Below are 24,782 nucleotides of genomic sequence, written 5' to 3' on the forward strand. Positions count from 1 at the left end.
ATACTGCGCGCCCGGTTCGATGCCGGTTGCCGGCTTGTTGCCTGTCGCCGGTCAGTGCATCGCGGAGCCGGCGCCTTCGATGGCGGACTGCGGCCGGATGCGCAGTGCGAGCCCGATCAGCGCGGCTACCGCGGCGAACGTCGCGCCGAACGCGAACGCCGCGTGGTAGCCGCCGTTCAGCGCGTCGAGCGGCGTGGCCTGCGCGGCGGCGAGCGCGTCGGTGCGGGCGCCGGCGAGGCTCGCGAGGACGGCGAGCCCGAGCGCGCCGCCCATCATGAACGCGGTGTTGACGATCCCCGACGCGAGCCCGGAATCGGCCGGGTCGACGTCGTTCATCGCGGCGAGCAGCATCGGGTTGAACGCGACGCCCGCGCCGATGCCGAGCAGCGTCATGCCGGGCAGCACGTGCCACACGAAACCGCCGTCGACCGGCGCGCGCGAGAACAGCGCGAGGCCGCAGGCCGCGATCAGCAGGCCCGCCGCGATCGGGCCGCGGATCCCGAAGCGCATCACGATGCGCGCGGACAGCCCGAGCGAGAACGCGGCCATGATCAGGTTCGCCGGCAGGAACGCGAGGCCGACCTGCAGCGGCCCGTAGCCGAGCACGCGCTGCATGTACAGCGCGGACAGGAAGAACCACGCGAACATCGCGGCCGCCCACAGCACCGCGATCGCGTTCGCGAGCGCGACGTTGCGCGCGGCGAACAGCGACAGCGGCATCAGCGGATGCGCGGCGCGCGACTCGATCGCGATGAACAGCGCAAGCAGCACGACGGCCGCGCCGATCAGCACGACGGTCTGCGTCGACAGCCAGCCGGCCTCGTTGCCGCCGACGATCCCGTACACGGCCAGCATCAGCGACGCGGTCACGGTGATCGCGCCCGCGACGTCGAGCCGTGCGGTACCGGCCGGCGCACGCATGCGCGGCAGCAGCGCGGCGCTCATCGCATAGACCGCGACGCCGATCGGCAAGTTGACGAGGAAGATCCAGTGCCACGACAGCGAGCTCGTCAACAGCCCGCCGAGCAGCACGCCGATGCTGCCGCCGCCCGCGCACACGAAGCCGTAGACGCCCATCGCGCGGGCGCGCTCGGCGGGCTCGGTGAAGAGATTCATGATCAGCGACAGCGACACGGCCGACACCACCGCGCCGCCGAGCCCCTGCACCGCGCGCGCGGCGATCAGCATCGCCTGCGATTGCGCGAGGCCGCAGGCGAGCGACGCGAGCGTGAACGCGACGAGGCCTGCGAGGAACATGCGCCGCTGGCCGTACAGGTCGCCGAGCCGGCCGCCGAGCAGCAGGCAGCCGCCGAACGTCAGCAGGTACGCGTTGACGACCCACACGAGGGCCGTTTCGGTGAAATGAAGGTCGGTGCTGATCGACGGCAGTGCAACGTTCACGATCGTGCTGTCGAGCACGATCATCAGCACGCCGAGACAGAGAACGATCAGCGCGTACCAGCGCTTCTCGCCGTGGATCCCGTGGGTCATGGGCTTGCAGCCTTCTGATAGTTATCTGAAAGGATGCATTGTAGACGTCATCGGCGCGGGCTTCCTGCCGGTTTGTGGCAGGAGCGTCGCGTAGTGGCGCGCGAGGAACGCGCCGGGGCGGGAGCGCGCGTTACGAGCGCGCCGGCAGCTCGCAACCGTCGGGGCCGCAGGCCGCCGCGTCGCTGCCGTCGAGTTCGACGATGCCGTCGCGCCATGCCTGGTCGAGCGCCTGTGCGAATGCGTCGGCCGGCTGCGCGCCCGACACCGCGTAGCGGCCGCCGAACACGAACAGCGGCACGCCGCGGCCGCCGATCTGCGCGGCGCGCGCGATGTCGGCTTCGACTTCGTCGCGGTAGGCGTCGCTGCGCAGCACGGCTTCGACGGCCGAGCGCTCGAGCCCGGCTTCGACCGCGAATTCGGTCAGCTCGGCATGATCGAACAGCGAGCCGTGCTCGCAGAAATACGCGCGGTACAGCCGCTCGGTCAGCGCGTGCGCGCGGCCCGTCGCTTCCGCGAGCTTCACGAGCCGGTGGCCGTCGAGCGTGTCGCCGACGAGCGTGCCGGGCAGGTCGTAGCGCAGCCCGACGCTCGCGGCCGCATCGGTCACCTGACGCAGCATCTGGTCGACCTGCGCGGGTGCCATCCGGTACTTGCCGGCGAGCATCGCCTCGACCGGCTCGACGGGCTGGCCGGGCATCAGCCGGTACGCGCGCAGCGCGACGTCGACGCGGTCGGCGTGCGCGAACGCGGCAAGCGCCTCGTCGAAGCGGCGCTTGCCGATCCAGCACCACGGGCAGATCAGGTCGGACCAGATTTCGACGGTCAGGGTCGGGCGGGCAGTCGGGGCGGGAGCGGTCGTCATGGGCGGTTCCGGGCGGCAAAAAAGTGTAACCGAGACTATATCATTTTATGGCTTCGACGCTTCGCCATGCGAGGATCCGCACGGAACGGGGCCGCGGCCGGCGTATCACGAAGCATAGACATGGAAACGACGTCCCGGTAGCGATGACCGATGCGGGCCGTCGCAGCGCCCGCCGCGGTCCGCCTACGCGTCGCCCCGGGTTTCCTTCAGGTGCTTGAGGTGCTTGTAGACCGTCGCGCGCCCCATCCCGAGCACGTTCGCGACATAGTTCGCCGCGCTCTTGCCGCGGAATGCGCCTTCCGCGTACAGCGCCTCGACGAGTTCGCGCCGGAGTTCGCGCGTGAGCCCGTTCAGCCCGACCTGCCGCTCGCGCAGCCAGCCGTGCAGGAACGTGTTGATGCGCTCCTGCCAGTCGTCGCGGAACAGCTCGTCGGGTTGCGCGACGACGCCCGCGCCCTTGATGAACAGGTCGAGCGTCGCGCGCACCTCGTCGAACACCGCGATGTTGAAGTTGATGCACATCATCCCGGCCGGGCGGCCTTCGTCGTCGAACAGCACGTTGCTGACGCAGCGCATGCGCCGGCCGTCCCAGTTCAGCTTCTCGTACGGTCCGATCACGCGCTCGCGCGCGGAATGGTCGATTTCCTCGAGCGCGGAATCGTCGCCGATCTCGCGCTTCGACAGGTTGTTCGCGAGATACAGCACGGTCTGGTCGTGCAGGTCGTGGATCACGACTTCCGCGTACGGGAAGAACAGTGCGGCGATACCGTCGGCGATCGGCGCATAGCGGGTGAGCAGCAGGTCTTTGACCGGGGATTTCTTCTTGCGCATCGGTGTCGCCATCTCGGGTGGACGGGGGCCGGGCAGCGCACCGGGCCGGCGTGCCGGCGCTCCGGTGGCCGGCATGTCCGTGCGCCCGCGCGCGGCCGCCGCGGCGGTTGCGCCATTGTATCGGCCCCGCGTGCGCATGCCGCTCATGTGCGCGTCAGGTGCGTGTACAGCGCGTGCGCGATCGCGATGTCCTCGAGCCCGAGGCCGATCGAGCGGAAGAACGCGTGACGCGTGCGCGACGGCGCTGCGCAGGTGCCGGCGACGAGCGCGGGCAGGTCGCCGACGATCCGGCCGGCATCCCAGCCGTGGTCGACCGTCGCGATCTGCATCTCGCCGGCGCTCGCGGGCGTCGTGTGCCGGTAGTCGCAGTACACGTCCATGTCGGGCAGCCACGCGGGCGGGATTTCGTGCGCACGCGCGACGTTCGTGCTGATCGACGTGACGAGCGCGGGGCGCGTGAGCATTCCGTCGCCGATCACGGGCGTGCCCGACGACGTGCACAGCATCACGACGTCCGCGTCGCGTACGCAGGCTTCGACGTTCGCGGCTGCGCGTGCGCGCGGGTCGAGCTGCGCAAGCGTCGCCTGTTGCGCGGCATCGCCGGCAAGCGCGGGCGAGTACACGCGGATCGTCTCCCAGTCGCGCAGTGCCGCCGTGTGCCGCAGGTGGGCGAGGCCGACCGCGCCCGCACCGACGATCGCCAGATGGCGTGCGTCGCGCGGCGCGAGGCAGTCGACTGCGAGCGCCGTCGTGCCGGCCGTGCGTTCGACGGTCAGCAGGCCCGCGTCGCACCACATCAGCGGCTGGCCGGTCTGCATCGACATCAGCGCGGTCCACGCGGTGACGATCGGCTTGCCGCCGGTCGCGACGTACGGCGACAGCTTCGCGCCGAATACCTGCGCGTCGGCGAGCGCACCGAGATACGTGATGAAATCGCCGGCCTGGTCGGGAAACAGCGTGAGCGTCTGCGGCGGCTGCACCGCGCGCGCCGAGGCGAGCGACGCGAACATGCGGCGCAGCGTGCCGAGCACGTCGAGCGACGGCAGCGCCGTGCGCACGGCGGCTTCGTCGACGGTCAGCGGCAGGGTCGGGACGGTTTGCGTCATGGGGACATCTCCGGTCGGTGCTGGACAGAAAGTCTCGAAAGACGCTGTCCGGCGATGTTCGTGATGGACGAAAAGTCTAATATAGACAAATGAAATAGGGAGGTTTTTTCTTTTTCGAGGCTTCGTGTCGGTGCCGGTTTTATGAAAAATGCCGTGAAATCAACGGCAATTATGGTGGTCTTCGAAATTTTGGCGGAGCGAGACAGGCGCAGGATTCTCGTATCCCCTATAGTCTATAGTAGACTTTGAGTCTATATTTCGCGTGCAGGACACGATGCGTCGCCACGCGGCGGCCATCTGCATCGAATGCCGATCCGGCGCCCGGCCAGGGGCGTCGTGCGACCGATCTCCATCGTCTCAATCCAGAACGGAAGGACCGTCATGAACTGGAAGCTTTCCCTCTGCGCCGCCGCGGCGCTCGCATGCGCGGCCGTCACCGCCCATGCGGAACAGACCACGTTGCGCTTCGGGATCGAAGCGGCCTATCCGCCGTTCGAGAGCAAGACGCCGGCCGGTCAGCTGCAGGGGTTCGACGTCGACATCGGCAACGCGGTGTGCGCGAAGCTGAACATGAAATGCGTGTGGGTCGAGAATTCGTTCGACGGCCTGATTCCGGCGCTGCAGGCGCGCAAGTTCGACGCGATCAACTCGGCGATGAACATCACCGCGAAGCGCAAGCAGAGCATCGACTTCACGCCGGCGATCTACGTGGTGCCGATCGTGATGGTCGCGAAGCACGGCTCGCCGCTGAAACCCGACATCGCGAGCCTGCGCGGCAAGCATGTCGGCGTGCTGCAGGGCTCGTCGCAGGAGGATTTCCTGAAGGCGCACTGGGCCAATGCCGGCGTGGCCGTCGTGTCGTACCAGGATCAGGACCAGATCTATGCCGATCTCGTCGCGGGGCGTCTCGACGCAGCCGTGCAGGAAGCGCAGACCGCGCAGGACGGCTTCCTCGACAAGCCGGCCGGACGCGATTACCAGATCGTCGGCGAGCCGCTGAAGGATCCGGCGACGCTCGGCGAGGGCACCGGCTTCGGGATGCGCAAGAACGACAAGGCGCTGCAGGCGAAGATCGTCGGCGCACTCGATGCGCTGAAGAAGGACGGCACGCTGAGCGCGCTGTCGCAGAAGTACTTCAAGCGCGACATCATCGCGAAGTAAGCACCGTCGCGCGCCGGCCGTGGCGCCGGCGCGCGGCGCATCGAATCTCGACGCAGGGCGGGGAACCATGGATTTCGACGTCATCGTTCTGGGGGCCGGCATCGTCGGCGTGTCGTCGGCGCTGCACCTGCAGGATCGCGGGCTGCGCGTCGCGCTCGTCGACCGGCGCGCGCCCGGCGAGGAAACGAGCCACGGCAATGCGGGGCTGATCGAGCGCTCTTCGGTCGTGCCGTATGCGTTTCCGCGCCGGCTCGGCACGCTGCTGCACTATGCGCGCAACCGCTCGGTTGATCTGTACTGGGACTATCGCGCGCTACCCGCGTATGCCGGCTGGCTCGCGCGCTTCTGGCGCGAATCGTCGCCGCAGCGGCTCGCGGCCGCCGCGCGCGACCTGCTGCCGCTCGTCGCGGCGAGCGTCGTCGAGCACGACGCACTGCTCGCGCGCACCGACGCGCAACCGCTCGTGCACGACGGCGGATGGATCGAGGCATTCCGTTCGCCCGTGCTGTTCGACGCGGAAGCGCGTGCGCAGCAGCGTGTGGCCGACGCGCACGGGCTGCGGATGACCGTGCTCGACGCGCAAGCGTTGCGCGCGCGCGAGCCCGGCATCGGCGACGCATTCTGCGGCGCATTCCACTGGCAGGACCCGAAGACCGTGTCGAGCCCGGGCGGGTTGACCAAGGCCTACGCGCGGCTGTTCGAGCGCGACGGCGGCACGTTCGCGTTCGGCGATGCGAAGACGCTCGTGCAGGTGGACGGCGGCTGGCAGGTCGGGTCCGAACACGGGCCGATCTCGGCACGCTCGGCCGTGGTTGCGCTCGGGCCGTGGTCCGATCACGTGTTCGCGCCGCTTGGTTACCGGATTCCGCTGCGCGCGAAGCGCGGCTATCACATGCATTACCAGCCGACGCGCACGCCGTTGAATGTGCCCGTGTGCGACACCGAGGAGGGTTTCGTCGTCGCGCCGATGGAGGGCGGCCGCCTGCGGCTTACAACGGGCGTCGAGATCGCACTGCGCGGTGCGCCGCCGACCGGCGTGCAGCTCGCGCGCGCCGAGCCGCTGGCGCGCGATGCATTCGGCATCGGCGAACGGCTCGATCCGGAGCCTTGGCTCGGGATGCGGCCGTGCACGCCCGACATGCGTCCGGTGATCGGGCCTGCGCCGCGTCATCGTCATTTGTGGTTCGCGTTCGGCCATTGCCACCACGGGCTCACGCTCGGCCCCGCGACCGGGCGCCTGCTTGCCGAAATGATGACGGGCGCGCCGACCTATATCGATCCCCATCCTTATCGGCCCGCGCGCTTCGGCTGAACCTGTCGCACGGCAATGCGGCGTCGGCCGCCGGCGTGCGCTGCTCCGCACGCGCCGGCGGCAATGCGCGCACTTCACAGTTTTTCATTTCATCGTCAGGATTATCGAAATCCACGCAAGCGGAAATGATCTGCGTAATCGGCAAGAAAGAATATCGCGAGATAAATAAAATCGACAAATTCGCGATTAATCAATGCATTTTCATATTGCTGAAACGGGTAATGGGCAGCCGGCCGTGACGGTATGGGGCGCCATCGCGATCGGGCGTTCCGGCGTTACGCGCGATGTACCGGAACACGTTACTACGGGGCTCGCAAACGTTACGTTACATCGATGTGCCGATGCTCTTTTTCATCAGACCATTAAGGCTTCCCGGCCTGCGTATTTCCTCTGAAACCGATTAAAAAAGCGTTATTGCCCGTCAATGAGCAGACGAATCAATACGCTTTTTTGAATTGGCACGCTTCGTGCAATCCGTCCCCATGCTTTATCAACGTAGTGCCAACCGAGATGGGGAAAATAAAGATGGGACAAAATCTTAAATTGACGGGTGTGGCGCTGTCGGTCGCGACGGTGTTCGGGGTACTGGCTTCGGGTTCCGCGATGGCGGGGGCCCTCGATGCGCTGCCGATTCCGCAAGTGATCGTCAATCCGCCGACCAACAGCGTGTCGGTCGGGCTGGTCGCGACGGGCACGTCGCCGTTGGGCTCGGTTACGGTGGCGGCGGGTGGGGCGGGTGCGATCCAGACGTCGCTGGGCGATCCCGGTCAAGTGCTGTCGGGCGCCGTGGGGGCGGTGACGGGCGCACTCGGCGGTGGCGGCGGCACGGTGCAGCCGCTCGCGCCGGTACAGGGCGTGTTGAACCAGGTGACGGGGGCGCTGAATGGCGGCAATCCGGCCGGTGCACTGACGGGCGCGCTGAACACGGCGACGGGGACGCTGAGCAATGCGGTTGGCACGGTAACGGGGGCACTGGGCGGGATCGGCGGCGGGGCCAATCCGCTGGCGCCGGTGCAAGGTGTGGTGAATCAGGTGACGGGCGCGCTCGGCGGCGGCAATCCGGCCGGTGCACTGACGGGCGCGTTGGGCACGGTGACGGGGGCACTGGGCGGGATCGGCGGTGGTTCGAATCCGCTGGCGCCGGTGCAAGGTGTGGTGAATCAGGTGACGGGCGCGCTCGGCGGCGGCAATCCGGCCGGTGCATTGACGGGCGCGTTGGGCACGGTGACGGGCGCACTGGGTGGTATCGGCGGTGGTTCGAATCCGCTGGCGCCGGTCCAGGGTGTGGTGAATCAAGTGACGGGCGCGCTCGGCGGCGGGAACCCGGCCGGTGCACTGACGGGCGCGTTGGGCACGGTGACGGGCGCATTGGGCGGGATTGGCGGTGGTTCGAATCCGCTGGCGCCGGTTCAGGGTGTCGTGAACCAGGTAACGGGTGCGCTCGGCGCCGGCAATCCGGCAGGCGCGCTGACCGGTGCCGTCGGCACGGTCACGGGCGCTCTGGGTGCCGTGGGTGCCTTGGGCGGCGTTGGCGGCATCGGTGGCGGCTCGAATCCGCTCGCGCCGGTGCAAGGTGTGGTGAACCAGGTGACGGGCGCACTCGGCGGCGGCAACCCGGCGGGCGCACTGACCGGGGCACTCGGCACGGTAACGGGTGCCCTGGGCGGCATCGGCGGCGGCAACCCGGCGGGCGCACTGACCGGGGCACTCGGTACGGTAACGGGTGCCCTGGGCGGCATCGGCGGCGGCAACCCGGCGGGTGCACTGACCGGGGCACTCGGCACGGTAACGGGTGCCCTGGGCGGCATCGGTGGCGGTAACCCGGCCGGCGCACTGACCGGCGCACTCGGCACGGTGACGGGCGCACTGGGCAACCTCGGCGGCGGCGCGAACCCGATTGCGCCGATCCAGAACGTCGTGAACCAGGTCACGGGCACGCTCGGCAGCGGTAACCCGGCCGGCGCACTGAGCAACGCGGTCAACACGATCACGGGTACGCTCGGCAACGTCGGCGGCGCAGGGAGCCCGCTGGCGCCGGTGCAAGGCGTCGTCACGCAACTCGCCGGCACGCTTGGCAACGGCAATCCCGCCGGTGCGCTGACGGACGCGCTGAACTCCGTGACGGGTGCGCTCAGCGGTGCAAACCCGCTGGCGCCGGTGCAGGGCGTCGTGAACCAGGTCGTCGGCACGCTGTCGGGTGCAGGCGGCGGCAGTCCGATCACGCCGATCACGAACCTCGTCAACGGCCTGCAGAACGCGCTGCCGGGCGGCAATCCGGCCGGCGCACTGACCGGCGCACTCGGTTCGGTGACGGGCGCGCTCGGCAACCTCGGCGGCTCGAACCCGCTGGCGCCGGTGCAGGGCGTCGTGAACCAGGTCGTCGGCACGCTCGGCGGCACCAACCCGCTGGCACCGGTGCAGGGTGTCGTGAACCAGGTCGTCGGTACGCTCGGCAGCGGCAATCCGGCCGGTGCATTGACGAGCGCGCTGAACTCGGTGACGGGCGCGCTCGGCAACCTCGGCGGTTCCAACCCGCTGGCGCCGGTGCAAGGTGTCGTGAACCAGGTGGTCGGCACGTTGTCGGGCGCGGCGGGCAACAGCCCGATCGCACCGATCACGAATCTCGTGAACGGCCTGACGGGCGGCGGCAACCCGGCCGGCGCACTGACCGGCGCGCTCGGCTCGGTGACGGGTGCACTCGCGGGCGGTCCGGCAGCCCTCGGCCAGGCGGCCGGCGCGCTGTCGGGCGCAGCCGGTTCGACGGCAGCGGCAGGCGGCAGCCTGCTCGGCTCGGGCGCGAATGCAGCCGGCGGCACGGCGGGCGCGGTCGGCTCGCTGCTGACGACGGGGGCCAACTCGACGGCGACGGTCGTCAATGCGGTCGGCACGTCGGTGGGCACGGCACTCGGTTCCGCGCCGGGCCTGTCCGTGACGCCTCATTCGGGCGCCAATTCGGCGAACAATCCGCTCGCACCGGTGACGTCGCTGCTCCAGTCGCTGACGGGCGCACTGCCGAAGTAACCCGCCGGACACGCACGGCGGCGCGCTCGCGGCCGTCGTGCGCAACGGGTCGCGCAACGCGGCATGACAGGGATGTCGTGCCGCGTTTTTTCATGGTGACGGCATCGACGACATCATGAGACCCGCGTGACGGCAGTGCGGCGGATAATCGGCATCATGACGCCGGTTTTCCGTTCCGCCCGCGGCGGCCGCGGGTGACGGGCAACACGCCGGCCCGCGTTCCAGCCCGCAACGGCTGCGATTGCATGAAGCGGGCGCCCGGCGTCGAGGAGGCACAGTGTTTGCCGCGTTGCTGGCCGCGAGCCTGATAGGAGCGAGCATGACAGCCGACCCCGTGACCGTCGCCCAGGCGCATTTCGATCACGTCCGCTCGTATCGCGCGACGATCCGCTCGTCGGCGCGCGGCGGCGAACACACCGAGATCCGCTACGCGTACCTGAAGCCGGGCTTCGTCCGGATGGATTTCGTGTCGCCGCATCACGGCGCGGTGCTCGCGTACGATCCCGGCGACGGCAAGGTGCGGCTGCGGCCGTTCGGCGCGCATGCGCCGCCCGCGCTGACGCTGTCGCCATCCAATCCGCTCGTGCGCGACCGCAGCGGCCACCGGGTCGACCGGTCGGACGTCGGCGAGTTGCTGCGCAACGTTCATGCGCTGCAACAGGGCGGCGCGACGGTGACCGAAGGCGAGGAGACCGTCGGCGGCCGCAACGCGCTGCGCGTATCGGTCACCGGCGCGCCCGCGCACGTGGTCGATGGCGTGCATCGCTACCGGCTGTGGCTGGACACCGAGGACGGCTTTCCGCTGAAGGTCGTCAGCTTCGCCGACGATGACGACGTGCCGCTCGAAACCGTGACGCTCGACGACGTGGAGATCGACGTCGCGTTTCCCGAGCGCTTCTTCACGCCCTGACGGGGGCGCCGCTTCGAATCCCTGACGCACATGCCGGAGGCTGCATGGCGGAATACCGGTTCTCGACGACGTGGCACGTGGACGCGCCGCTCGCGGCGGTCTGGGACGCGATCTACCAGGTCGACCGCTGGCCCGACTGGTGGAAGGGCGCCGTGCGCACCGTCGAGCTCGAGCCTGGCGACGCCCACGGTGTCGGTGCGCTGCACCGGTATACGTGGAAGGGCGCGTTGCCCTACCGGTTGACCTTCGACATGCGCGTGCGGCGCGTCGAGCGGCCGCATGCGCTCGAAGGCCGCGCGAGCGGCGCGATCGACGGCGACGGACGCTGGATGTTCGCCGCCGACGGTGCGCGCACCGTCGTGCGCTACGACTGGCACATCCGCACGCACGTACGCTGGATGAACTGGCTGGAGCCTGTCGCGCGGCCGCTGTTCCGATGGAACCACGACGTCGTGATGCGCGAAGGCGCGAAGGGGCTCGCGCGGCGGCTGGGGGCGGCCGTCGAGACCGAGGGCCGCACCTTCCGGCCGCTGCCGGGCGCGGGCTGCGCCGACGCGTGACGATCCGCGCCGTTCAGCGCGGGTACGCCATCACGGCACCGTCCACCACCAGCGCCACGCGTTCGCCGACAGCCGGGCACCGGTGTCCCGGCACGCGTACGCGGACGAGTACGTCGCGATCGGCATCGAGGCGCGCGAGCACGTCGGCATCCTGGCCCGCGAACTGCGCGGCCTCGACGCGCGCCGTATGACCGGGCGCCGCGCCGGCCTGCGCAACCGGCACGATGCCGATCTGCTCGGGACGCAGCATCGCGTCGGCCGGCCCGTCGGGCAGCGGAGCGACGAGCGGCAGCTCGCCGAGCGCACACGCGATGCGCGCGTCGCGTACGCGGCCCGCGAGCAGCACGGCCTGCCCGACGAACGACGCGATGTCGCGCGTGACGGGCTGCCGGTACAGCGTCTGCGGCGCGGCCGTCTGCACGAGCCGGCCTTGCCACATCACCGCCACTTCGTCGCCGAGCGTCATTGCCTCGGGCTGGTCGTGCGTGACGAGCACCGATGTCGCACCGGCGGCGGCGAGCGCGTCTGCGACCGCGCTGCGCGTTTCGTGGCGCAGCGATGTGTCGAGCGCGGAGAACGGTTCGTCGAGGATCACGAGCGACGGTTCGGGCGCCAGCGCCCGAGCGAGCGCGACGCGTTGCTGCTGGCCGCCGGACAGTTGCTGCGGCGCTCGGCTCGCGTACGACGCGGGCAGCCCGACCATCTCGAGCAGTTCGTCGACACGATGATGGCGCCGGCGCGCCGCGCGCGGCAGCCCGAACGCGATGTTGTCGGCCACCGACAGATGCGGAAACAGCGCGCCTTCCTGCGGCACGTAGCCGATCCGGCGCTGTTCGGGCGGCAGGTGCACGTCGGGTGCGGCCACACGGCGTCCGTCGATCTCGACGGTGCCGCGCTCGGCGCGCTCGAAACCGCACAGCACGCGCAGCAGCGTCGTCTTGCCGCTGCCGGACGGGCCGAGCAGCGCGAGGCGCGAGCCGCGCCGCACCGTGAGGTCGATGTCGTGCAGGACCGTATGCGATCCGAACGATTTGGACAGGCCGTGAATGCGTAATTCGCTCATGGGCGGTTCCGGGGAAATAGAGCGGTGCTCAGTCGCGTACCGACGCGCGGCCGAGCAGCAGGAACAGCAGTCCCGACGCGCCGAGCGACAGCGCGACGAGCAGCGCCGCATAAGGGGCTGCGGCTGCGAACGCGAGCGTCGCCGTATCGCTCCACACCTGCGTTGCGAGCGTGCGCGTGCCGATCGGCGACAGCAGCAGCGTCGCGTTGAGTTCCGTCACCACCGAGATGAACACCATCGTCGCGGCCGCGCCGAGGCCGGGCGCAGCGAGCGGCAGCACCACGCGGGTGAGTGTCGCACGCCAGCCGAGGCCGAGCGCGCGCGCGGTTTCCTCGAGTCGGACCTGCACGTGCGACAGCGCCGCGCGCACGCTGACGACGGCGAGCGGCAGGAACAGGATCGCGTACGCGCCGACGAGTGCGGGCGCGCTCTGGTAGAGCGGCTGCAGCAGCCGCACCGTGATCGATACGATCGCGAGCGCGACGACGATGCCGGGTACGCCCTGCACGGTCATCGCGGTGCGTTCGAGGAACGTCGCGATGCGGCTGGGATGACGGACCAGCAGGAACGCGAGCGGCAGCGCGAGCAGCGTCGTGACGGCCGCCGCCGTCAGGCCGTAGCCGGACGACGCGAGCGTGGCCTGCCACAGCAGCTCGGGCGACACGTCGGCCGGCGTGACGGCCGCCGCGCCCTGTTGCGTGAGCCAGTAGCCGATCATCGCGAGCGGCACGCCGAGCGTCGCGGCCGCGAGCGCGGCGAATGCGACGGTGACGGGGCCGCGCAGAGCGCCGAGCGGGTAGCGCATCGCGACGCGGCGGGCGGCGCGGTGCGTATGGCCGTAGCGTGCATGGCCGCGCGCGCGTGCCTCGATCGCGAGACACAGCAGGCACAGCGCGATCAGCACGCAGCCGAGCAGCGATGCGCCACCGCCGTCGAATGCGGTGCGGTATTCCGCGTAGATCTCGGTCGTGAACGTGCGAAAGCGCAGCAACTGGAAGGCGCCGAACTCGGACAGCACGCCGAGCGCGACGAGCAGCATCCCGCCGCAGAGCGCGGGGCGCAGCTGCGGCAGCACCACGCGAAAGAACGTATGCCACGGCGAGCAGCCGAGCGTGCGCGCGCTTTCCTCGAGTGCGGGATCGAGCTCGCGCAGCGCGGCGGCCACGGGCAGGTAGACGAGCGGGAAGTACGCGGAGGTCAGCACGATCAGCGCGCCGAAGAAATCCTGCAGGTCGAGGCTCAGCGACACCCACGCATAGCTCGTGATGAACGGCGGTACCGCGAGCGGCGCCGCGGCGAGTGCGGTCCACAGCGGCCGCGCGGGCAGGTCGGTGCGCTCGATGAACCACGCGACCGCGGTGCCGAGCAGCGTGCACGCGAGCGTCGCGGCGAGCGTGATCGACAGCGTGTTGACGAGCAGTTCGCCGACGAGCGGGCGCCACAGCAGCTCGATCGCATCGTCGAGGCCGAACGTTGCGGCGCGGTACAGCGTGAAGCCGAGCGGCAGCAGGATCGCGAGCGGCCCGCAGGCGGCCGCGGCGACGAGTGCGCGCGACGGGCGGCGCCGCGTCGCGGTGCGCTCGTCGTCACGCGCGCTGCGTGCCGTGTCTGACACGGCGTCGCTCATGGTCAGAGCAGGCCGGCCTGGCGCAGCAGCTTGCCGGCCTGGCTGTCGTCGCCGAGCTGTTCGAACGTCAGCGACGGCGGGCTCAGTTCGTTGAACGGCTTCAGGATCGGATCGGGGGCGACGCCCGGATGCAGCGGATACTCGAAGCTGATGTGGCCATTCGCCATCAGCTTCTGCGCGCGCTCGCTGACGAGGTACGCGACGAACTTCTGCGCTTCCGGCTGGTGCTTCGATGCCTTCAGCACCGCGGCGCCCGACACGTTGACGGCCGCGCCGACGTCGCCGTTGCCGAAGTGATGGATCGCGCTGCGGGTCGACTTGTCGCCGAGTTCGGCGTGCAGGCGGTCCCAGTAGTAGTTGTTGATGATGCCGGTCAGCACGCCGCCGCGGTTGACGGCCGCGGTCACGCCTTCGTCGTCGTCGAACACTTGCGCGTTGGCCTTCAGGCCCTTCAGCCATTGCAGCGTCGCGGCTTCGCCGTGCAGTGCGAGTACCGCGCTTACGAGCGGCAGGAAGTCCGCATCGCTCGGCGCGATGCCGACCTTGCCCTTCCATTCCGGCTTCGCGAGATCGAGCAGCGAGGCGGGCAGTTGCTGCGGCTGGATCTTCGCGGTGTTGTAGACGAGCACGTTCTCGCGCGCGAGCACGCCGACCCAGTTGCCGTCGGCCGGGTTGAAGCGCGCGGGCACGGCCTGCAGCGCGGCGCCGTCGGTCTTCGCGAGCAGGCCCTTGCGGTCGAGCAGCACGAGTTCCGGCGAATTCTCGGTGAAATACACGTCGGCCGGCGTGCGGTCGCCTTCCGCGACGATCTGCGCGGCGATGGCGGGGCCTTCGCCCGAGCGCACCTTCACGGTGATGCCGCTCTGTGCTTCGAAGTCCTTGACGAGCTGGTTGACGAGCTGTTCGTGCTGCGCGTTGTACAGCGTGAGCGTCGCGGCATGCGCGTGCGTGGCGTGCAGCGCGCCGGTCAGCATCAGCGTGGCGGAGGCCGCGGCGATCAGGTGCCGCAGCGGGCGGCTAACGGGAGAAGTGTTCATGTCGTTATTAGCAGGTTGCATCCGGCCGGGCCGGGAAGGAGTGCCATTGCTTGTGTTGCGCGCCGTCATGCCTCGAACAGCGCGGCGCCGATGTACGAACCAGGCTGCGCGCCCGGCGGACACGCGAAGATCGCGCTGCCGACGTGCGTGGTGAACTGGTTCATGATGTCCAGCTTCGAGAGCTTCTCGTTGATCGGAATGAAGCCCTTGCGCGGGTCGCGCTGGTGCGCGACGAACATCAGCCCCGCGTCATACTCGGTCTGCTGGCGCCACGGCGGCCAGCGTTCGATGTAGAAGCTCGTGCTGTCGTTGTACGAATACGCGCGGCGCAGGATCTGCGCGCCGTTGTTGAGTTGCGGCGACGCGAGCCGCGCGTGCGCGTTGTCGGGGATCACCGAGTTGCCGTCCTTGTCGGCCGCGTCGAGGTCGAGCGCCTCGAACTCGTGCTTCTGGCCGAGCGGCGCGCCGCTGTACTTCTGACGGCCGACCACCTGCTCCTGGAAGCCGAGCTCCGTGTTGTCCCAGTGTTCGAGCGTGATGCGGATCCGGCGTACGACCGTGTAGGTGCCGCCGTTCATCCATGCGGGGCCTTCGCTGCCGGCCCACACGAATTCGTTCATCGCGGCCGGATCGTCGCGTGACGGGTTCATCGTGCCGTCCTTGAAGCCCATCAGGTTGCGCGGCGTCTCGCCCGGCTTGCCCGACGTGAAGCCGGCCTGGCCCCAGCGCATCTGGGTCGCCTTCGCGCCGAGGCGCACGAGCTGGCGCACCGCGTGGAACGCGACCTGCGCGTCGTCTGCGCAGGCCTGGATGAACAGGTCGCCACCGGTCTTCTCGGGCAGCAACTGGTCGCCGTTGAAACGCGGCAGGTCGACGAGCGCGGCAGGGCGATGCTTCGCGAGGCCGTAGCGGTCCTTGCCCGCCAGCGCGAACAGGCCGGGCCCGAAGCCGAACGTGAGGGTCAGGCGCGCGGGGCCGAGGCCGAGCGCGTCGCCGCCGTCGGCCGGCGCGACCTCGTCGCTGCCGGTCGTGGCGAGCGGCAGCGCGGTGTCGCCGCGCGCCATGCGCGCCGAGGCGTCGGTCCAGGTCTTCAGCAGCGCGATCACGTCCGCGCGCTGCGCCGTCGTCAGGTCGAGCGCCGCGAAATACGCGTGGCGTTGCTGCGGCGTCGCGATGCCGCTCTGGTGCTGGCCGTAAAACGGCTCGATGCCGTCGTGCGTGGAGGCGGGTGCGGCGGCGGGCGCATCGGCGGCCTTGGCGGCCGGGATCGACGCTGCCGCGAGGCCGGCGGCTACCGCAGCACCGCCCGCCTTCAGGAAGCCGCGTCGCGCGGGACGTGGCGGCTGGTTGGGATCGTCTGCCATGGTTGGCTCCATTACTTCGCGAGCAACAGCGTGTTGACGTCGTCCGAGACGTAATAGAAGCCGTCGCCTTCGGGCGTCATTGCGATACCGAACAGGTTGCCGTTGCCGGGGGGCGACTGTGCCTTGTCGGTGTTGATCCAGCGTGCATAGATCTGCTTGCCGGCGACCGGGTCGATTTCGACCACCTGGCCGTTCTGCGCGTTGGTCGCGAGCAGGTGACCGTTCGGCGCGGTCGCGAGGGCGAGCGGGCGACGCAGGAAACCGTCGGCGGTGACCTGGCGACCGACGCCCGCGCTGGTGTCGCGCGTGAGCGGATCGTCGATCTCGACGATGCGGTTGCCGATCGCGTCCGATACATACAGCTTCTTCTGGTCGCCCGACAGCGCGAGGCCGGTCGGGCCGACCAGGAACACGCCCTTGTCGGCCTGCGCGCCGAGGCCGCTCGCGATGATCGTCTCCTGCTTGACGACGGGCGGCTTGCCGGCCGGCACGTCGAGGTCGAGGCGCAGCACGGTTGCCTGCTTGTAGACGGGCGGGGTGCCGTCCGCGCCGCCGACGCCGAAGCCGGCCATGCTGACGAACAGCGTCGCGGTGTCGCCGTGGTCGACCACGGCCATGTTGCCCCACGGGTCGTTGATGTTCGGGGTCGACCACGTCGACGCGATCTTGCCTTGCGGATCGAGCACGATCAGGCAGCCGGCGCCCTTGGTGTTGGTCGTGCCGTCGTTGCTCGGCGTGCTGCCGACGATCACCCAGCCGGACTTCAGCATCGTCATCGCGGTCGACAGGCCGACGCCGCCGGGGCACGCCTTCAGGTCGCGCGGGATCGATGCGAACAGGCTCAGCTGCTTCGTCGACGGGCGGTAGTTGACGATCGTGCTGCCGGTGCCCTGCAGGTTCGCGGCGTTGTTGAAGTTGTCGACGAGCACGTCGCCTGCCTGGATCGAGCCGGCCGACACCGGCGCGACCGCGATCGCGTACGGGTTCTGGTCGCCGTTGTCCGGCACCGTGTTGACGAGCGTGGTGTGGCGATGAAGCGTCTCGAGAAAGCCTTGCGGCTCGGCGAATGCGCCGGCGGCAGCCGTCAGCGTGGCGGCGGCCAGTGCGCCCGTCGCGAGGCGGCGAAGCGGGGCGGATTGAATCATGTGAGTCTCCTGGGGTGCGTGCCGACCGGGCGGCGCGCGAAAATGGGCGACAGGCGCGGGTGGCGTGGGCGCGTCGCTCAGAACGTGATCGTCGTCCGCGCGCCGAGCACGAACGTGTTGCGCAGCGGCTGCGTCGCGTCGCTCGGGTTCTGGCCGGCGCCCGCGTTGAACGTGTACTGCGCGTCGGCCTGGATCACCCACCACGGGTTGACCTGGTACTGGTAGGTCGCTTCGAGCGTCGTTTCGCGGGTGCGTACGCCGTACGGGCCGGTCGCGAACGACTGCGCGGTCTGGTCGAGGTCGGTCGTATGGCTGCCGACCTGGATGTACGTGACGCCGAGGCCGACGCTGTCGTTGTCGCGGCCGTCGAACGGCCCCTTCAGCACGATGCCCGCGTTGGCCGAGAAGCTCACCAGGTTGCGGTCGCCCGGCGCGCCCATCACGCGTGCGAACACGCCGAGGCTTTTCGCGCCGGTCGGGTCGGGGCGCCAGATCATCTGGTCGGCCACCGCATAGAAGCTGTAGTTGCCGTGATGCTGCTGCGCGTTGCCGTTCGACGCGGGATTCGCGAGCGACAGGCCGTCGGTGCCGGTGTTCTGGTCCGCGAAGCTGCCGTTGTGATACCAGACGCCGATCTTGTAGGTGCCGGGCAGCCCGTTCGAGTGGCCGGTATCCATTTCGCCGTCGGACGGCTGGTTGAGCGCGTACTGCAGTTCGCCGATGTAGAGCGCGCCGTTGTGCAGATTGAAGTTCGTGCCGCTCAGGTTGCTCGGGTTGTTGCCGAGCGGATCGCCGTCGAACACGCCCGCGAGCGCGGTGAGCTTCGGCGTGATCTGTGCGCGCACGCGCACGCCGAGGCCCGCGAGCGGGTAGGCGGGGCCGCCGTTGGGCAGGTCGTACGACGGCAGCGCGGGCCAGCCGAACATCGTGTTGACGAACGTGTTCGCATACGTGCTGACCATGAATTCCTGGTCCAGGCTCTGCTGGCCGATCTTCACATCGACGCGCTTGTCGAGGAACGACTGCTGGTACCAGAGCTCCCACAGGCGCGTCGTGTCCTGCGCCTCGATGCCGCTCGCGGTGTTGAGCGTGCCGAGATTCCGTGCGCTCAGGTTGCTGCCGTGGATCTGCAGTGCACTGACGTTGAACGTGCCGCCGGGCAGGCCGATCGCCTTCTGCGTGTCGACCGTCAACGTTGCCGTCGTCAGCCCGTCGTACGTACCGCCGCGGTTCAGGCCGCCGCGCAGGTTCGCGAGGTATTCGCTGGTTTCGGTGATCTGCAGCGTTGCGCCGTACTTGCCGAGCCACGGGCGGATGCCGCCCATGTCGCCGAGCAGGTTCTGGCGTGTCCAGACACCGGTCCACAGGTCGGTCGGCTTCGCCTGGATCGCCAGGTCGGCCTCGGGTGCCTCGGGTTGCGCGTCGACCGGCACGTCGGCGAACGCGGCGCCGCTCGCGAACGACGCGCAAGCGAGCACGGCCGCACAGGTGGCGGGGCGCATCCGGGCACGGATACGGTCTCCATCGAACGACGCAACCTTCATATCAAATCCCTGATTCTATTTAGTCTGGAGTCCTGCTTGTCGGCTGCTTTCCGGACATTCGGCACGGTTCGGTCCATGCACGAAGATGAACGCAACGCGGCGCATCGTAGGAGTGTCAAATGGGAAAGTCAATGTAAACGAGAATGATTCGCATCTAAATTACTGAATGTAATCCAAGGGCTTACGGGTAACGCGCGTTGTGTGTTTAGTGGAGAGGTAAACCGTAAATGTCGGTGTAATGAAAATGAATGAAACGATGCGAATCGGTGGCGCTGCGGAAGGCGGCGCAGGAGGCGTCCGGCGGGCGCCGGATGGCGCATTCCAGTGGGCGTAATCGGCGTCGCTACCCGATTCATTATGCGATGTCGCGAGCCGAAAGAACTCCGTGCTTTCCATGTGTCCGGGCCGGTGCCGGGCGGCGTTCATGAGGGTGCGGGCCTGCCCGCCGGGCCGGCGGGCATTTCTCAGGGTTTGCGTTGAAAGGGTTTCTGCCGTTTTCGTGCGGGCTCCGACGCCGGTCGTCGAGACTCGTTCAAATTCGGACGAACCCTGTTGCCGGGACGCGGTTTCCGCGCGGAGCGCGCGTCCATCGTCGAGCCGGGGAGGCGCGCTTGATCCTGAACGGTCGGTTCTCGCAGGCCAATGGCCACGATTGCCGAATGCGGCACATGATCCCTCTTTCTGAATGTGACAATCGTTCAAATCCGGCCGTGTGCGGACGAGTACCATCGTTGTTGCTCCCCTAACGGGAGCACTTCCCCTCGGAATTGACGCCAAGCTCGCGCTTGGCCTTTTTTCTCGTCGAGGGGTTTCGGGGAGCGGGGTGCGCCGCTGGAAAGTCAGTATTCAGCGATGTGAATGTCCAGCCTCAGCGTCCCGACGGCGTTGCGGAGCGTTCGCTACTGCGGGTTGCTGATCGGAGTTTGTATGGAATCGAGTATCGAAGATATTCAGTCATGCTATCAAAAGTCCGTTGATGCCTATAACACGGGCCAGCTTGAACTTGCTCTTCAACTCGTCGAAGCCGTTCTGAAGGCATCCTCGTCAAGGGGTGAGGTCCTGCACCTGAGAGGGTTGATCGCCTTGTCGCTGAATGAGGTCGCCGAGGCCGAGAACTGGTTCTCGCGTGCTATCGATGCGTCTCCTGACGCCGCTTTCTACAATAGCCGGTGCGTTGCGCAAATACGATTGAAGGCGTTTCCGCAGGCGATAGCAAATGCACGACGAGGTTTGACGGTTGCCGCAGATTGCCTGCCGGACCGGGAGACTTCGAAGTTGTTGTACAACCTGAGTACGGCCTTGTTGCTGGATGACAAGCTGGAGGACGCCGTCGATATTTCCTGGCGCGCGATCGAACGAAATCCGGCGTATGCGGATGCCCATATCAATCTGGGAGTGTGTTTCTACCGATTAGGAAGAACCGACCTCGCGATAGATGCGTATCGCCAAGCAGTCGCGCTGGATCCAGAAAACGCCGTGGCCCGCGGCAATCTCGGGTATGCATTGCTTTGCGCCGGCAACTATACGGAAGCCTGGCCACATTTCGAGCACCGATGGGTAACCATGAAGGAAGACGATTTGGCTGCCGGGCTCAAGCCGCCTGCTTTGCCGATCAGTCGGTGGCTGGGGCAACGGTTGCCACCAGGCGAAAACCGCCTTCTCGTTTTGGCCGAGCAGGGTTTTGGCGATACGTTGCAATTTTGCCGATATCTCGAAATGGCGCTCGGACATTTCACAGCAGTTGGATTTTTATGCCCGAAACCACTGCGCCGGTTGCTGACCGATTCATTCTGCTCGCGGTGGCCTAATCTGACGCTGCTCGACGACAAACCGTTCGACGCACTTCGATGGGACTGGTATTGCCCGCTCTTGTCGTTGCCGATGGCCTTCGGAACTCGAGTAGACAACATTCCCGCTGACCTGCCCTATTTGTGCGCCGATCGGCGACGCTCGAGAAAATGGTCATCGAAAGTGGCAGCGTTGCGGCCAGATGCCTTGCCACGTATAGGGGTGGTCTGGGCGGGGGGGCATTCAGGCATGTCCGTCGATCGCCTGCGCAGTATCAACCAGGAGACGATGGCGCCATTGCTTGCTTGGCCTGGTGCGCACTGGATCAGCCTTCAGAAAGCAGATGACATGACGAAAGTGCTTTCTCACGAGAAGTACCCACACGTCATCGACTGGATGCACGAGGTACACGACTTTGCCGACACGGCAGCCCTCGTCGATACGCTGGATCTCGTCATTTCAGCTGACACGGCGGTTGCCCATCTGGCGGCGGCCATGGGCAAGCGCGTGTGGTTACTGAACCGGTATTCGGGCTGCTGGCGCTGGTTGCGCAATCGTGACGATAGTCCTTGGTATCCCGGCATGCGAATCTTTACCCAAACCACGCGCGGAAACTGGGCCGAGGTAATTGAGCGTGTTCTGTCAGAGTTGGTGGTCGCAGCCACGGACCTGTCGATTGAAGTGAAATGAAATCTCGTGTGGAACGTATCGCCGCCGCCATTCGGCACGCGGTTGCTGAGCGGGTTATCTGCATCGACCCGGCAATCACCAACGCGTATCGTGCAGGCGACCATGGCGCGATCGAGTCGAGGCACCAGGCGCAACTCGCGCGGAGCGCTCCGTTTAACGATGCAGTGGTAGTGAAATGAATAAAGCGATGCTCGGCATGTGCGGACTGGTGATCAGCGGACTTGTCATGACACTGGTGATCATCCTGGAAACCGCGCCGGCACCGCAGCAAAAAATCACACCGGCCGTGACGAATCAGGCCGAGGTGAAGTGACCATGCGCGTTTTGTTGACGCTGTGGGGGAGCGCCATCGCACTGGCTGTCTGCGTGGTCTGGCTTGTCGATCACCCCATACGTGGTGAGCGTGCACTACTTGCCTCTCGACCGATTCATAGCTCGATGAAGTCGATCGTCGAGCCGCGCCGCGCGGGGGCGAAGTAGCTTGTGGCGTGTGCAGCCTCTGGTGTCGGTCACGAGCGCACGAATGTGCGGCGCGACACTTCGCGTTCCGCCCGGCTCCGATTTGATTTCTGGCAGTTATGTAACGGGGCGGTGGATGCGATTCGTGGTCTCTAATATGAAATTGAAAAATGCAACACGCCTTGTATCGGATTCTTGCCGTCACGGCGCTCGCCTGGCAATTGGCCGCACCTGCGGAGATGGGCGCGATGGCATATGGAGTACTGCTTTCCAACGTCGACGTTCAGTCGCTTCTGGAAAACGGTCTCGAGCGGACATAGGAGATGAATACGCTGGCGAGGGCGCGTTGGGATGAACCAGTCGTGCGGCATACGTTCGAGTTTTTTGACGAACACGTCCAGCGGTGGCGTGCCGGGAGCGACGACAGCAAGCTCGACCACGTTACTGCGCAACCGGCGCTTGGTGTGTCTGGCGGCAAATCCTTTCGATTGTCAACCGTACGAGCGCGTGTTCACGACGCAGCAGGATGCGGAGCGGTGCGGGGATCGGCGGGCTTCGTCGTCGATTCGGGCCGACAAGCATTCGCGATGGCTTTCGTCGATCGAAAATCCTGCTTCGGCGCCGGTGTGGACATCAATCGGTCGAACGCAGCGTACGCAACGTCGTCGCTCTGGACGGCATGCCGTGGCGTGACGCCAACGGAAAGACATCCTCACGGCAACGATGCCGGTGCACGTGCGGCGCTGAAAATCGAGAGGATGGCATGAGCCGGCTATTCGGTATTGCCCGAATGATGCGAATCGATGAGCTCCAGACGGTAGCCGTGATTGTAGACAGCGCGGAGCCGAACGCCGTTTTCGGGACCGATGCGCAACTTGGAGCGTACCCGATAGATGTGCGTGTCGAGTGTTCGGGAAATATGGTCGCTATGGCGTCCCCATATCGTCTTGATCAATGCGTCTCGCGGCATTGCGCGGCCGCAATTCTGAAATAGCGCAACGGCAACGCTGAATTCCCTGGACGTCAGCTTGATCGGCTCGTCGCTCAGGAAAGCGGTCTCGGTCACGAGATCCAGCCGATAGCGGCCGATATTGATCGAAGTCGGCGCCGAGTTGGCTGGGTAGGCGCGTCGCAGCAGAGCGCGCACACGGGCGATCAGTTCATGGCGACGGATCGGTTTGACCATGTAGTCGTCGGCGCCCGCATCGAGCGCGACAACAAGCTGCTCTTCACGTACGCGATTCGTCAGAAACAGCACGGGAAGATCTCTGCCGATGCGTCTGCGTATCCATGCAAGGACTTCCAGTCCGGAGATGTCCGGCAAGTTCCAGTCAAGCACGACGAGATCGACGGTATCGGTCTCCAGGAAACGGATGGCTTCTGCGCCAATGGTGGCGTTCCGTACATCGAATCCCTCGACGATCAGCGTGTCGCGAAGAAGCGCCGCCTGCACTGGCTCGTCGTCAACGGCAAGAATTCTCATGGGTACCATTTTCCATCGCATTTATCGAATCCGCGCATGCATGTCTGCATAGGCGTTGGTTTGTTCGCGTGGTCGAATCGAAAGGTAACTGCAACAGTTGGGATGAGTGTCGCGTGGCCAGGCGACAGACCGGATTTGCTCAATAGAGTGACATTTTTAGACGGTCCTTTTGTCAACTTTTATGAACGAATTCGACTGCCCCGGGTGATTTCTGTGTGACAAATGTTGATAATTTCCTCGGGTCGACGATATACGATTGGATGTGTGGGTTGTTGAGGCAAGTGGTTGATTCGATCCGGATGTATCCGAAGGCGGAGTTGATCGCGCGTCGGCGCAGGGGCAGATCATTGACTGTCGCTGGTGTCGGAAATGCGATGCGGCAGGTAGCCGGAGATGAATCGAATCGTACGATGTTATCGAGCGATCTGCTTTTTAGATATTTCTTCTTCCGTGATGTGTGACGCTCTGAAATTATTAAAGTGGGCAACATGGAGTCGTATCGGCAATATCTGAAAAATAAATCAAAGCTGGAGTCTCAGATTGCCGAGGAGCGGCGTATTGCTGCGGAGGCGATCTTGCTCGAGATCAAGTATTGCATTCGCGAGTTTGGATTTGCTCCGGAAGATGTTTTTCCTGCCGATGTCCTGCGCCGTGTCACCAAACGGCGGCCACGGTACTTTGATCCAGTTAGCGGAGCGACCTGGTCGGGAGTAGGACGAGCACCCGAATGGATCCGAGATAAAGATCGTGAGCAGTTCGAGATCCCCAGTTTCGATCGCAAGGATTGAATAATTCGAATTCCGTCGCGAAGTGCAGGCCTCGTACCGGATGCCTGCAGTGCCTGCATCGTGCGGATGCGTTGTAAGTGAATAAAGAAATAAACACGGAATTTCAGATGCGTTCGATGCTGAGGTTCGGGCGCTGTGCAGGTGGTTTTTCGCGATGTGATGTGGGAAATTATTTTTAATTTTATTTAATTTTAGAAGATTTCCGCTCTCTGGGGTGTTCCAGGTGTGATTCGTCTCGCAAGAAAGATGGGTGTTGATGTGGGTGTGAATTGGATGGTTTCTTGATCAAATGGTCGGTGACTATTTTTCATCATGTACTTGATGATGTTTCTCATCAAGGCGACGAGTTAATTTCGCAAATCATAGAATTAATTCCGTGATTTCTCCGGAATGGAGTGGTGTGCCTGCAGGAAAGGGTTGGGAGACGCTAGGTGTTAATTGTAGTTGTACTAATTAAAAATACGTCGTGACTTCGTCGCCACTCGCTGAAATCAGCCTCCGACATTAAATACGGCGCCGTGCCGACATCGTACTGCACGG

At 66.4% G+C, this 24,782-nt stretch carries 21 protein-coding genes; 10 read left to right on the forward strand and 11 right to left on the reverse strand.

Going from position 1 to position 24,782, the window contains the following annotated elements:
- Positions 1-51 precede the first annotated feature (51 nt).
- From AC5LXK_RS04000 to AC5LXK_RS04015, 4 genes are all read right to left on the reverse strand, one after another.
- On the reverse strand, positions 52-1,491 hold the full coding sequence (locus AC5LXK_RS04000; RefSeq protein ID WP_493390410.1) for a DHA2 family efflux MFS transporter permease subunit: 1,440 nt from the start codon (positions 1,489-1,491) through the stop codon (positions 52-54).
- A gap of 130 nt (positions 1,492-1,621) precedes the next feature.
- Positions 1,622-2,353: a DsbA family oxidoreductase gene (locus tag AC5LXK_RS04005; protein WP_493390411.1), complete on the reverse strand. Its 732-nt coding sequence runs from the start codon at positions 2,351-2,353 to the stop codon at positions 1,622-1,624.
- Between the two features lie 183 nt (positions 2,354-2,536).
- Positions 2,537-3,331, reverse strand: a complete 795-nt coding sequence (locus AC5LXK_RS04010) for a helix-turn-helix transcriptional regulator (protein WP_493390412.1) — start codon at positions 3,329-3,331, stop codon at positions 2,537-2,539.
- Entirely contained in the window at positions 3,328-4,290 is a 963-nt protein-coding gene (locus AC5LXK_RS04015; RefSeq protein WP_493390413.1) for an ornithine cyclodeaminase family protein, read from the reverse strand. The genes AC5LXK_RS04010 and AC5LXK_RS04015 overlap by 4 nt, the downstream gene beginning before the upstream one ends.
- A gap of 381 nt (positions 4,291-4,671) precedes the next feature.
- On the opposite strand from AC5LXK_RS04015, the gene AC5LXK_RS04020 reads away from it, so the two are divergent.
- The 5 genes from AC5LXK_RS04020 to AC5LXK_RS04040 all read left to right on the forward strand — a co-directional run bounded on the left by AC5LXK_RS04020 (position 4,672) and on the right by AC5LXK_RS04040 (position 11,254).
- Entirely contained in the window at positions 4,672-5,451 is a 780-nt protein-coding gene (locus tag AC5LXK_RS04020) for an ABC transporter substrate-binding protein (protein WP_493390414.1), read from the forward strand.
- A gap of 67 nt (positions 5,452-5,518) precedes the next feature.
- Positions 5,519-6,763, forward strand: a complete 1,245-nt coding sequence (locus tag AC5LXK_RS04025; RefSeq protein WP_493390415.1) for an NAD(P)/FAD-dependent oxidoreductase — start codon at positions 5,519-5,521, stop codon at positions 6,761-6,763.
- 525 nt (positions 6,764-7,288) lie between these two features.
- Positions 7,289-9,784 carry a beta strand repeat-containing protein gene (locus AC5LXK_RS04030; protein ID WP_493390416.1) on the forward strand — a complete coding sequence of 832 codons (2,496 nt, stop codon included), beginning with the start codon at positions 7,289-7,291 and terminating at the stop codon, positions 9,782-9,784.
- Between the two features lie 277 nt (positions 9,785-10,061).
- Positions 10,062-10,694 (forward strand): LolA family protein, encoded by a 633-nt coding sequence (locus AC5LXK_RS04035; RefSeq protein WP_493390417.1) that lies wholly within the window; start codon positions 10,062-10,064, stop codon positions 10,692-10,694.
- Positions 10,695-10,738: 44 nt separating this feature from the next.
- Entirely contained in the window at positions 10,739-11,254 is a 516-nt protein-coding gene (locus AC5LXK_RS04040) for an SRPBCC family protein (RefSeq protein WP_493390418.1), read from the forward strand.
- Between the two features lie 13 nt (positions 11,255-11,267).
- Here the strand turns inward: AC5LXK_RS04040 and AC5LXK_RS04045 are convergent, their stop codons facing one another.
- The 6 genes from AC5LXK_RS04045 to AC5LXK_RS04070 all read right to left on the reverse strand — a co-directional run bounded on the left by AC5LXK_RS04045 (position 11,268) and on the right by AC5LXK_RS04070 (position 19,034).
- Entirely contained in the window at positions 11,268-12,317 is a 1,050-nt protein-coding gene (locus AC5LXK_RS04045; RefSeq protein ID WP_493390419.1) for an ABC transporter ATP-binding protein, read from the reverse strand.
- A gap of 28 nt (positions 12,318-12,345) precedes the next feature.
- Complete coding sequence (locus AC5LXK_RS04050) at positions 12,346-13,944, reverse strand: ABC transporter permease (protein WP_493390420.1); 1,599 nt, start codon at positions 13,942-13,944, stop codon at positions 12,346-12,348.
- A 2-nt stretch (positions 13,945-13,946) separates the two neighbouring features.
- The gene (locus AC5LXK_RS04055; RefSeq protein ID WP_493390421.1) at positions 13,947-14,981 is read right to left on the reverse strand and encodes an iron ABC transporter substrate-binding protein; all 1,035 of its coding nucleotides are present in this window, start codon (positions 14,979-14,981) and stop codon (positions 13,947-13,949) included.
- A 65-nt stretch (positions 14,982-15,046) separates the two neighbouring features.
- On the reverse strand, positions 15,047-16,345 hold the full coding sequence (gene efeB / locus AC5LXK_RS04060) for an iron uptake transporter deferrochelatase/peroxidase subunit (RefSeq protein WP_493390422.1): 1,299 nt from the start codon (positions 16,343-16,345) through the stop codon (positions 15,047-15,049).
- A gap of 11 nt (positions 16,346-16,356) precedes the next feature.
- Positions 16,357-17,490, reverse strand: a complete 1,134-nt coding sequence (locus AC5LXK_RS04065) for a hypothetical protein (protein ID WP_493390423.1) — start codon at positions 17,488-17,490, stop codon at positions 16,357-16,359.
- A gap of 77 nt (positions 17,491-17,567) precedes the next feature.
- Positions 17,568-19,034, reverse strand: coding sequence for a carbohydrate porin (locus tag AC5LXK_RS04070; protein ID WP_493390424.1), 1,467 nt, complete (start codon positions 19,032-19,034; stop codon positions 17,568-17,570).
- A gap of 927 nt (positions 19,035-19,961) precedes the next feature.
- Here AC5LXK_RS04070 and AC5LXK_RS04075 point away from each other — a divergent pair.
- The 4 genes from AC5LXK_RS04075 (at position 19,962) to AC5LXK_RS04090 (ending at position 22,738) form a co-directional block, all read left to right on the forward strand.
- Entirely contained in the window at positions 19,962-21,512 is a 1,551-nt protein-coding gene (locus tag AC5LXK_RS04075; protein ID WP_493390425.1) for a tetratricopeptide repeat protein, read from the forward strand.
- A 175-nt stretch (positions 21,513-21,687) separates the two neighbouring features.
- Positions 21,688-21,825, forward strand: coding sequence for a hypothetical protein (locus tag AC5LXK_RS04080; RefSeq protein WP_493390426.1), 138 nt, complete (start codon positions 21,688-21,690; stop codon positions 21,823-21,825).
- A gap of 316 nt (positions 21,826-22,141) precedes the next feature.
- Positions 22,142-22,291 (forward strand): hypothetical protein, encoded by a 150-nt coding sequence (locus tag AC5LXK_RS04085; RefSeq protein WP_493390427.1) that lies wholly within the window; start codon positions 22,142-22,144, stop codon positions 22,289-22,291.
- Between the two features lie 3 nt (positions 22,292-22,294).
- Positions 22,295-22,738, forward strand: coding sequence for a hypothetical protein (locus AC5LXK_RS04090; protein ID WP_493390428.1), 444 nt, complete (start codon positions 22,295-22,297; stop codon positions 22,736-22,738).
- Between the two features lie 5 nt (positions 22,739-22,743).
- Here AC5LXK_RS04090 and AC5LXK_RS04095 read toward each other — a convergent pair whose 3' ends face one another.
- Positions 22,744-23,454 (reverse strand): response regulator transcription factor, encoded by a 711-nt coding sequence (locus tag AC5LXK_RS04095; protein WP_493390429.1) that lies wholly within the window; start codon positions 23,452-23,454, stop codon positions 22,744-22,746.
- A gap of 488 nt (positions 23,455-23,942) precedes the next feature.
- Here AC5LXK_RS04095 and AC5LXK_RS04100 point away from each other — a divergent pair, with 488 nt between their 5' ends.
- Positions 23,943-24,242, forward strand: a complete 300-nt coding sequence (locus AC5LXK_RS04100) for an H-NS histone family protein (protein ID WP_493390430.1) — start codon at positions 23,943-23,945, stop codon at positions 24,240-24,242.
- The last annotated feature ends 540 nt before the right edge of the window (positions 24,243-24,782 follow it).

The sequence above is a fragment of the Burkholderia pulmonis genome (genome assembly GCF_984667975.1).